At 56.2% G+C, this 10,098-nt stretch carries 3 protein-coding genes; all 3 read left to right on the top strand.

All coding sequences use genetic code 11. The features are described from left to right. Window positions 1–567: 567 nt before the first annotated feature. The 3 genes from JNN07_07605 (at window position 568) to JNN07_07595 (ending at window position 9,673) form a co-directional block, all read left to right on the top strand. Window positions 568–5,460, top strand: a complete 4,893-nt coding sequence (locus JNN07_07605; GenBank protein ID MBL9167592.1) for an AAA family ATPase — start codon at window positions 568–570, stop codon at window positions 5,458–5,460. A gap of 3 nt (window positions 5,461–5,463) precedes the next feature. Continuing rightward, the gene (locus JNN07_07600) at window positions 5,464–6,924 is read left to right on the top strand and encodes a hypothetical protein (GenBank protein MBL9167591.1); all 1,461 of its coding nucleotides are present in this window, start codon (window positions 5,464–5,466) and stop codon (window positions 6,922–6,924) included. Between the two features lie 721 nt (window positions 6,925–7,645). Then, window positions 7,646–9,673 carry an AAA family ATPase gene (locus JNN07_07595; GenBank protein MBL9167590.1) on the top strand — a complete coding sequence of 676 codons (2,028 nt, stop codon included), beginning with the start codon at window positions 7,646–7,648 and terminating at the stop codon, window positions 9,671–9,673. Window positions 9,674–10,098: the final 425 nt, after the last annotated feature.

Raw genomic sequence — 10,098 nt, 5'->3', positions numbered from 1 at the left:
GTTCCGAGGCAGTTGCTGACGGGAGGGGGTTCGGCGTGCAGTGCCTCATCCCTGGCGAACCGAAGTACGGTGTCCCGTCATATAGCCGAGAGTCTCGCCTCGGATGCGGGCTGGTAACGTGGGAATGCCGCTCGAATGGTGAGGGATAAGGGCCAGCGTTATCCATTTTCTTGGGGAAGGCGCACGTTCCAGCGTGCGACACTGGCTGTTGAGCGCGAGCGACCGGTTCCATCGGGAACTTGTCGCTCGTTGGCGAGAACTGGACTGCAAGTTGTCGGCCCTTGCAGTCACTGGGCCTAAGGTCTCTGTTGGTCGGCATAGTGCTGGTCAACTGTCCTTCAGCCGCAGAGTTAGGTCAACGACCGCTTGTCACTTCTCGGGCTATCTCCGAACCCGCCCGAGTGCTGCGTGCTTGTTACCGTGCAACGCGAAATAGGCCACCGCTAACAGTCCCGGATTCACGCGAATATCCATGGCGAACAAATATGCCATGAGGCAGAATAGCCCGTAGTAGCCTGCAACGAATTGCTGTCCGGATGAGGCGACGAAACCGAGAGCACGAAAAAAATGAAGATATTCGTTCTGCCCAAAACGGGCATCCAAGAATCCGAGAAATACGCCATCGGCCGGATCGAGAAGACGCTCCCGAAGGAATGGCGGGGCTACGCCTCCTTGGAGGTTATCGAGAAAGGGCGGCTCGCACGGGAGATCGACCTGGTCCTGCTACTTCCCGACCGCATACTCATCGTCGAACTGAAGCGCTGGCACGGCCAAATCAAGTCCGAGGACGGCTACTGGTACCGTAGGAAGCCGAACCAGAAGCATTTCGAGCGAATGGACGTCAGTCCCGTCAAGAAGAACTTCGAAAAGGCTCGTATCCTCAAGACGTTCGTCGAACGCTCGATCAAGGGCGGGCATGCTGTCCTTGTGGACAGCCGGGTTGTGCTTTGCGGCAACAGTCCGTCTCCCATCCTAACGGAAGAGGAAAAGCCTTCGGTCCTCCAGTTGGACGACTTCCTCGAAATCGGCGACCCGAAAACGTACAAGCGGCTGCTCGAACTGCCCCTCGAATTCCGCAACCGTCCCCGCACGTTCAATCCCCTCGACCATCTCAACGAATTTGAACTCCTGTTCAAAGGCTCGCCCGAATTGATCAGGGCGAGGGAGTTCTCCTGGCAGAATTACGTCGTCGACGGCGCGCCGACATTCAAGCATCCGGATTCGCTGTATTTCGAGTATAGGAGCGTCAACCGCGACGACCCAAACGCCCGAGCCCTCCTCCGCCGTTGGGATTTCTCGCAGTTGGGCACTTCGGCGCCAACACAGTCGGACTGGGTCAACATCGCGCTCCGCGAACCCAGGGTGTTCAGCTATGTCAAGGAAAAGACCGACCTGCTGGACGGGGTGCTGTTGCAGCCGATCGGGACGCTGGCGGCGGACGAGGTGACCGTCGACCATTGCGAATTGTTCGACCTCCCAGCCAAGCAAAAGCGCTTGTTCGATTTCATCGAGGCTTACAGGGACAAATTGCCCCTGTCGGACCGTGTCAGCCTGACAAAAGTTCTGATATCCAAGTTTGCCGAACTCCACCGCTTGGGCGTAGCTCATCGGGACATCGGCGACCATTGCGTCTGGCTTGAGCGCCCGGATAGCGTCCGACTCTCCGGGTTCGTGGCTTCCCATTTTCCACAAATGGAGACGGTGGGTACACTGAAGGAGCAAGTAAGCAGCATTTCGGAAAAATTGCCGGAAGATTTTTTCGAAGACAAGTTCGCCACCCCGTTTCACCGGGACGTTTACCTTCTCGGCGTAATGGCGCACATACTCATTTACGGTGTACCGCCGGACCGGGATGATGGACTTGCGGTCTGGGTTCCGAAGGAGAATGACATCGCTTTCGGCAAACTGGACGATTGGTTCGAGCGATCCATGAAATGGGAGACCTCCGGTCGATGGGCCAATGCCGAAGAGATGCTGGACGCACTGAACGAGGTAGATTTCTCGGATGGCGAACCGGTGATTTCGTTGGCTACCTTCGAATACTTCAAGGCCCAAACCAAGCCGAGAGACTACGAAGAACTCGACGATCCGGTCGAAAAGGGAAATCTCGAGGTCTTCAAAGGAGAACGCGACGGCGACCGATGCCAGGTCAAGTTTTGGTTCGGCGCGACTCCCGACGCGAACAAGCCGGATTTCAACCAAACCCTGTTGAGATTCTTGGAAAAGGCCCGTGCGATCCAGGTCAATCCCAGCGAATGGCTTCCCAGGGTGCGCGACGTCGGAATCGTACCCAAGAAGGGACTCCTTTACGTACGAGAGTGGCTCGACCTTCCCACGCTCAGCGAGTGGGATTTCGCTACGAAGACACTTGAGGACAGAATCGGACTGTCTATGAGCCTAGTTGACGGCATCGAGCGGCTGCACAGCATTGATTTGCCGCACGGCGACTTGCATCCCGAAAACGTTCTCGTCCGGCCGGCGGGTGAAGGGCGAGCCTTTCCTTGTGCGGTGTTCATTGATACTCCGGATTTTAAGGACGGCACGGTCGATGTCGTGACGACTGCGTACGTTCCTGCCAATTACGAGCGAGTATCCCTCTTGGAGCGCGACAGGTACGCGATTACCCTGATCATCAGCGGTATCTTGGGTTGCACAAGCGCAGACATGGGCGATGGTGAGCTGCCGATTCCTTCCGTCTACCAGGCCTTGGCAGAAAACCTGAAGGCGGAGCCTGCTATCCTTACCTTAGTGCCGCTGAAGGAGGCCTTGAAAAATGCCCTTGAACCGCCGCTCCCCGAACGGGAAGCTTTGGTGGTCACGATTTCGAGGACACCCTCCGGCTTCGTGCCCGGTCCTATGCGTTCGGACAATGGGGTGTACTACGTCGAGAAAGGTTATGAGGATGCGCAGCATGACAGATATGTGATAATCGGTCCCGGGTTACAGCTAACGCTTAGCGTTTCGATCGACGACGCGGCAATCAAGCGCATTGGCGTAAAGAAAATCACGCACGACCTGTTCCAAAGGAAAACGACCCGCGGAATCCAGTTCGAAGCAAACATTTCCTTAACTTCCGGACCGGGTGACGATGCCTTTGCCCTAGTATCGGCATTGCAGCAGATTCCTGCGCTGGCGGCCAGGATTCACGAACAAACGAAGAACGTTTGGCTCGCGCCCGATGTCGACGCGGAGATTCATAAGGAACGTACAGAAATATCCACCGGTTCGATCTGGCGGCACCTGATCGAAGCGGAATTCGATTCGCAGCCGGAAGTCTTGATTACCGGGCCTTCCAGGCCGCATCCGAAACGCGAGGACGCCTACCTAATCCCGTTCAGATCCGACGTGACCATAGAATACGCGGCTGATGAAAAGGTCGAGGTCCTGAAAGAAATCGAGGGGGGAGAATACCGGCGTGTCGGCTTTCTGGAGCACCGGCATTCCACTCCTGACGAGCTGGCTATCGTACCGCATGGGTTTTCGCGCCAGTTCCCGATCGACAGCCGCTACCTCCTGCGCAGCAAGGCAGAAAGATCGTCCTACGAAAGGCGCTACGAAGCCGTGGAGCGGATCTTATCTGGCCGTTCCGTAATCGCGAATCTCGTCAGTTACTTCGAGCGTGCCACTTCGAATCACCAAGTCATCAAGCACCCAGAGCCGACCGACGCTGATTTGGAAGACTACGACGTCTACGAGGACGGGAAAAAGGTCTTCTCACTGAATGATGACCAGAAAGCAGCTTTCAAGCGAATCGTGTCGTCTGGTCCCGTTTGCTTGCTGCAAGGTCCCCCGGGTACAGGCAAAACTTCGTTCATAGGCGCGTTCCTAGATTACGTCATCCACAAGCAAGGAACCAAGAGCGTCCTCTTGGTGAGCCAATCTCACGAGGCCACGAACAACGCCCTGGAAGGGGCACTCCGCTTGGCGGCCCGGCGAAACGCCGATATCGACGTGGTCCGCGTCGGCGAGGACGGGACGCTGTCAGATGCAATACGGCACGTAGGGGTAACCTCGCTCCAAGAGTCTTACCGCGAGCGATTCCGAAGCGAGTTCAAGCATAGGATTGTCTCCCTAAGCTCGCGGTTGCGGCTGAACAGGGAGTTTGTCGAGGCTTTCGCCCAGACATTCATTCACATGGATCGGCTCGCGCAGGACGTGGCCCTGCTGGAGAATGAGCTTGCCTCCTCGGTCGCCACGGAGGAAGCGGGAACGCTTAAGCAGAGGCTTTACGCCCGCAGGGAACTGCTGCATTCGCATGCCTTGGTCGCGCTAACCCCCGAGGAGATCGCTTTGTCAGAGGATGTCGTCGCGGATACGAAGGAGGCCCTAACCCGCAAATTTGGTGTCCGGAGTCCCGCCGCCGTCAATAAGCTCCACCAATTGATCAAGATTTCCCAGGAATGGGTCGACGTGCTCGGGTCCCAAGGCGGTAATTTCTCCGAGTTCCTGGCCAAGACGAGAACCATCGTTGCCGGTACCTGCGTCGGCGTCGGACGATGGAATCTCGGCGTCTCGAGAAACTCGTACGATTGGGTGGTTATCGACGAAGCCGCGCGGGCAACCCCGTCGGAACTGGCGGTCTCCATGCAGGTCGGGAAACGGATTCTGCTTGTCGGCGACCATTTCCAGCTGCCGCCACTCTATAAGGACGAGTTGCGCAAGGAGATGGGGCAAAGGCTCCGGGTTGGACGGGATTCGGACGTTTTCGACAGCGACTTCGAGCGAGCATTCGAGTCACCGTATGGCAAGGCGGTTGGAGCCACGCTCACGACCCAATACCGGATGGCTCCGGAAATATGTTCGCTCGTGTCCAAGTGCTTCTACGAGCCGCGGGGCAAAAGGCTGGCGCAGGGAAGAGGTGAGCCAAAGGGGTACTTCGGGCAATTGGCGGAACCATTCGACTCCGAAGTCGTATGGGTCGATACGAGTTGCGCCGGAAAGCAGAGCTACCATGAGAAAACGCCGGACAGGAGCTGCGCGAACCAATACGAGGCCCGAGCGGTAATCGACGTCCTGCGACACGTCCTCCAGAACGAGCAATTTACGAATGACTTGGTCAGCGATCTTAAGCAGGGAGAGATTCCTATCGGGATCATTGCGATGTACCGAGCACAGGTGACCCGGATCAACAACGCGATCGCCCGTGCCGAATGGCTCGGGCCCCTGCGGTCATTGATCAAAGTGGACACCGTGGACGGCTACCAAGGTAAGGAAAATCGGATGGTCATATTGTCCCTAGTGCGGCACAACGCCAAATACGAGCAGGGTTTCCTGTCGAGTCCTAATCGTCTGAACGTGGCCATGTCGCGAGCGATGGACCGGCTCGTGATCATCGGCGCCATGAGGATGTGGAAAGACCGGAACACAGAGAGCCCGCTCGGCACCTTCGTCCGATCCTTCGAGGAGGCTCGGAGTGAGAAGCGGGTGTGCCACGTGACTGCCGAAAGCCTGAAGAATTAAGCCATGTTTACGCCAATTCCCCTGAATCTGATCACTTTCGCCCTGCCGGCTCGTCAATTCGTGATCCATTCGTCCGTAACGGTGAACGAAAGCCTCCCGAAGGTCACCGAATTCGCGCTCCGGCTGATCCGACTTTGCGAAGACATCGAGGCGGAGCAACTCGCGCAGTATTTCGGTTTCACTAGCAAGGAAACCAGGTTGCTGCTCGAATCACTGGTCGACCAGAGCCTCGTCGAGTTTGACGGCTCGTCCATCCGTCTGACGCCTTACGCAGAGTCCAAATTTTACACGGATGACGACCTGCCTAGGTTCTCCGTCGTGAAGCCCCGAACGGATTCGGTTGACTTCGATCTAGTGACTTTCCATCCGTTAAATAATATCAGGAGCAGGAAAACACCGGCCTACGCATGCGAACTGCCTATCGACCAGAAACAAATCGGCGATAGCACACACTTGGCGGAACAGGCGTACCAGACCCATTTTCAGCGGATTCTGAAGGCGAAGGAAAGGACCAACGATAAGATCGACATCTACAAGATATCGAACGTCAAAAGCGACAAGCTGTTCGGAGTGCCGCTCGAGGTCGGCTTCTTCCTGAACGAGGAGCTCGAGGTCGAACGACAGATCGCGTACGACGACGAAGCGCCGCAAGAATACAGGTTGGGAGTGGAGGCGGCCGTTTCCGATGCGCTTCGCTTGACGCTGACTAGCCAACAGAAATCCCTGGAAGACTTCGTCGAAAGGTTCGACGACAAGCTCGTTGGCCAATTCCTCTCGAAAAGGGGGTTCGATTTCCAAGCGTACGTCCGCGCCGTGCATGTGCGTAGCGAGATTGGCTACCCGGAGCACACGCAACCCCTGATTGGCAACATATACATGCCGAGCAATTCGGCGTCGATTATTTCAGCCATCAAGGGCTCGCTGCCAGTCCAGGAAGGGCAGGTCACGAGCAAACTGCTGACCTCCGTCGCCTGGATGGCGCCGGACTACCGCTTCTGGGGCCGGTCAAAACTTTTCGATGATTTCTATTTTTCGCTTCAAAAGGCGCTTCCTCAATCCAAGAGAAAAAGGGCACACTTCACGGAAGAAGTGAAGATACTCTACCCAGGTACTCGGCAGACAGTACGTAGCCTCCAAAGCATTTTTTGGGGCAAACAGGAGAAGTCACTCTATTTCCATGAAGGCGATCTTGCCAGCGGCCGGATAGAGATTCTTCTGGTGCCGTCGTGCTTTGCGTGCGTGCTTTTCCACTACGCGCCTGCCGGCAACACGGCGTCTTTGATTCCATTCGGTTTCATGACCACTGACCAGAAATTGATCAAGGAAGCCCAGGTAGCGATCGGCGAAGCTACCGACAACGGCCGTCACTATATCGGCAAAGCCAATTACGAAAACGACCATGGGGGATCGCCGCCCGTTCCGTACAAGGACGCTTTCGGCTTCTTGAATTACTGCTGCGTATAAGGTTCGGAAAATAAAACGCGCTGGATACTCGAACTGCCGCAGGATGTGGAGTGGGAGGCCCGATCCGCCTCTTTAGTACATTATGAGCACGAAACGCGTGGTGGAGCGTCCGGAATTTGTTTAATGTTGCCATTACCTGCTGTTGTGCTCAATGGCCGCGCCGGCCGGTCAACCGAAGTAGATCTTCCGGCAGGTTTTAGAGTGGATATGACGCGCGAAGGACCATGGCTTCTTTAGGTTGGACGGCCACAGTTGGCCGTTATGAACAGCTATCCATAACGCCCAGGAGTTGCGGTTCGGACAAAAGTAAGGCCTGTCGCCCTAGCGTCCGCTTCCCCGCGAAACTTGCCCCACGATCTACGCGAACAACTCGGCGTTTGCAGTCGTTCAGACCAAGCAGAATGATCGATAGCGGAGCTGTCGATAGCCGCTGTAGGACGGTCCGCGATACTGCAACTCCATTACTTGACGGAAGCCCAGACTTCCTGCCGACCAATGCGCCGCCTACACGAATCTGAACAACCAGGCGATGTTGTGGAACTAGACTTGTCCCCTGCTCCCGTCCTTCTGCTCCCGATGCTCTTAGCGGCTACGCCAAGACCTCCGGGCTTGGCACGGGCCGTGGGGTGAGAGCCCGGGATGCGTCCGTTGGTGCGTCCTCGCCATTTTTGATGTTAGTCCCATGTTGCATTGTTGATAACTATTGCGGAGTTATGGAAAAATGAAGCTGGAGTCGTTTCGAGTTCGCAACTACCGCTCTATCAACGATAGTGGAGACATTCATGTTTCTCGGATAACCGCCCTTTTGGGAAGGAACGAGAGCGGGAAATCAAATCTCCTCCGGGCTCTTCACAGCCTGAACCCAATAGAAGGGTTCTCGGGGCTGAAACCCATTAAGGACTTCCCTCGCCACAGACGGCTGGAGGAGTGCTCTGACAATACGCCCGTATTGACAACGACCTGGGTACTCGATGCTGATGACAAGGACGCCTTGTTGGAAGAGCTACCCCGCGCTACTGAGGTGACGCGGGTCACCATCGGACGGAGTTACCAAGGCAGCTCTAGGACGGTGATCTTTCCGGACTTAAAGGCGATCGCCTTTGATGAAGCCGATATCAAGAACAGGGTGAAGAAGACTGCGGCAGCGGTCCGTGCTGCCGCACAAAAGCTGGAGGCTCCCGCGGCACTGGAAACGGCTGCTGATACTTTTGAGGGATCTGCGTCGGCAACTAGCTCATGCAACACATGGGCGCCGCATCTGATCGCGGCAGCAAAGGCTCTGCGAACCGAGCTAGCAGGTGCGGATACTGAGCTGACTGCCAAACAGGAGGAGGCGCTCACCGAGCTAGAAAACCTAGCCGATAGCATCGTCGCGGACAAGGATGCCCAGCAGAGGGCTCGTAAATGGGCTCTCGGCGCAATTCCGAAGTTCATCTATGTCGATGAGTACCCAGAGCTCGACGGTCACCAAGACATCGCCGCCTACATTCACCGAAAGTCTCAAGGCAAGCAGAACGATTCGGACAAGAACTTCGAAAAGCTGTGCAAAGTCGCAGGGCTCGATCCCGATGAGCTCCAAAAGCTACACGGGGAAAACGATTACGAAACGCGAAATCAGCTTGCGAACCGTGCCAGCGCGGTTGTTACGGGTGAGATTAAGCGGCTGTGGAAGGATCGCGCACTCAAGATTCGGTTCAATCTCGACGCACACCACCTCGACACGATCATCTCTGACCCAACGAGCACCTATGATGTAGAGGTCAACCTCAACGACAGGAGTCGAGGTTTTCAGTGGTTCTTCGCCTTCTACATCACATTTTCGGCTGACACAGACGGCGGGAGTGCGGAGAACGCTGTGCTCCTGCTCGATGAGCCGGGCCTGTATTTACATGCGAAATCTCAGTCGGATCTACTCCACCATCTCGAGGTGGACTTCTCCAATCAGATTCTCTACTCCACACACTCGCCCTTCATGGTGCCGACGCAGGCGCTGGATTCAGTCCGGACCGTGAACATAGCTGAGGAAGCCGGAACGACGGTAACGAACGATCCGACTGGAGATGCTCGGACGCTGTTCCCATTGCAGGCAGCTCTCGGCTATGACCTCGCACAAAGCCTCTTTGTCGGCCCTAACAATCTTGTTGTCGAGGGGGTTACGGATTTCTGGATTATGAGCGCCGTGAGCGCTTATGCATCGGAGAAGGGCAGGACGTCGCTGAGTCAAACGCTCACTATGACCCCCGCTGGTGGAGCCCAGAAAGTTTCGTACATGGTTGCCTTGCTGACATCTGAGTCACTCAACGTTTTGGTCCTGCTCGATACTGAACGCGATTCAAAGGCGACTAAGGATGAGCTTCTGAAGACGAAGCTAATTCGCGACCAAAACGTCGTATTCGTCTCGGAAGCATTCGCAACCCCTCCTACCGAAGCGGACATCGAAGATCTGTTGGACCCGGCGATCTACGAGGCTCTCGTCCGAGAGAGCTACGCTGCCGAGTTGAAGGACAAGACTTTGACGCTCAACGCGAAGATCCCACGGGTTGCCAAGCGAATAGAGGCGGGGCTGACCGACATTGGTATTCCATTTCATAAGACGCGGCCGACACGCTTGTTCCTCAAGAAGATGGCGTCGGAACCAGAGAAGCTTGTGCCAGACCAGAGCCTTGAGCGATTCGAGGCTCTATTTTCCCTAATCAACGGGCGACTGGACAAGCAGTTGGGTCGGAATGCTAAGCCCTTTGAAGGCTAGGCCATCGTTTTTTTCGGCCCCCTCGACGCGCTGCTCCGACCTGAGTTGCAGGGGCATTCGCTCTTCGTCCAATGCCGCGCAGGTGGTCGAGGCTCGGTTTCAGGTACCCTGTCGTCACCTTGCCGGCCGCTTCGTTCAGCAGAGCTTAAGCTCTACGATGGGCACCCCACCTGCGCATGCGGACATGCGGCTCGGTATAGCATTCTTGTATTTATATGATTTATGCGTGCCGGTATTGGATGGCTAACCTGCCTTCCGCCTGATGCGCTCCCAGCGACGGCTTTGGCCGACGACTTGTCTGAGGCCGAAGAGAGACCGCCGACCGGACCAGGATCAGTAACCTGCCGTTCGCGTTCGGCGAAATTTTTCAGCCGCTACGTCTCTTGATGGCTGGGTTAAGCCAACGCGAGCTCCGAGTTGGTCGC

This window comes from Verrucomicrobiales bacterium (assembly GCA_016793885.1).
Classification (GTDB): Bacteria; Verrucomicrobiota; Verrucomicrobiia; order Limisphaerales; family UBA11320; genus UBA11320.
The sequence above is the reverse complement of the archived record's forward strand: the minus strand, read 5'-3'. Positions and strand labels throughout refer to the sequence as shown.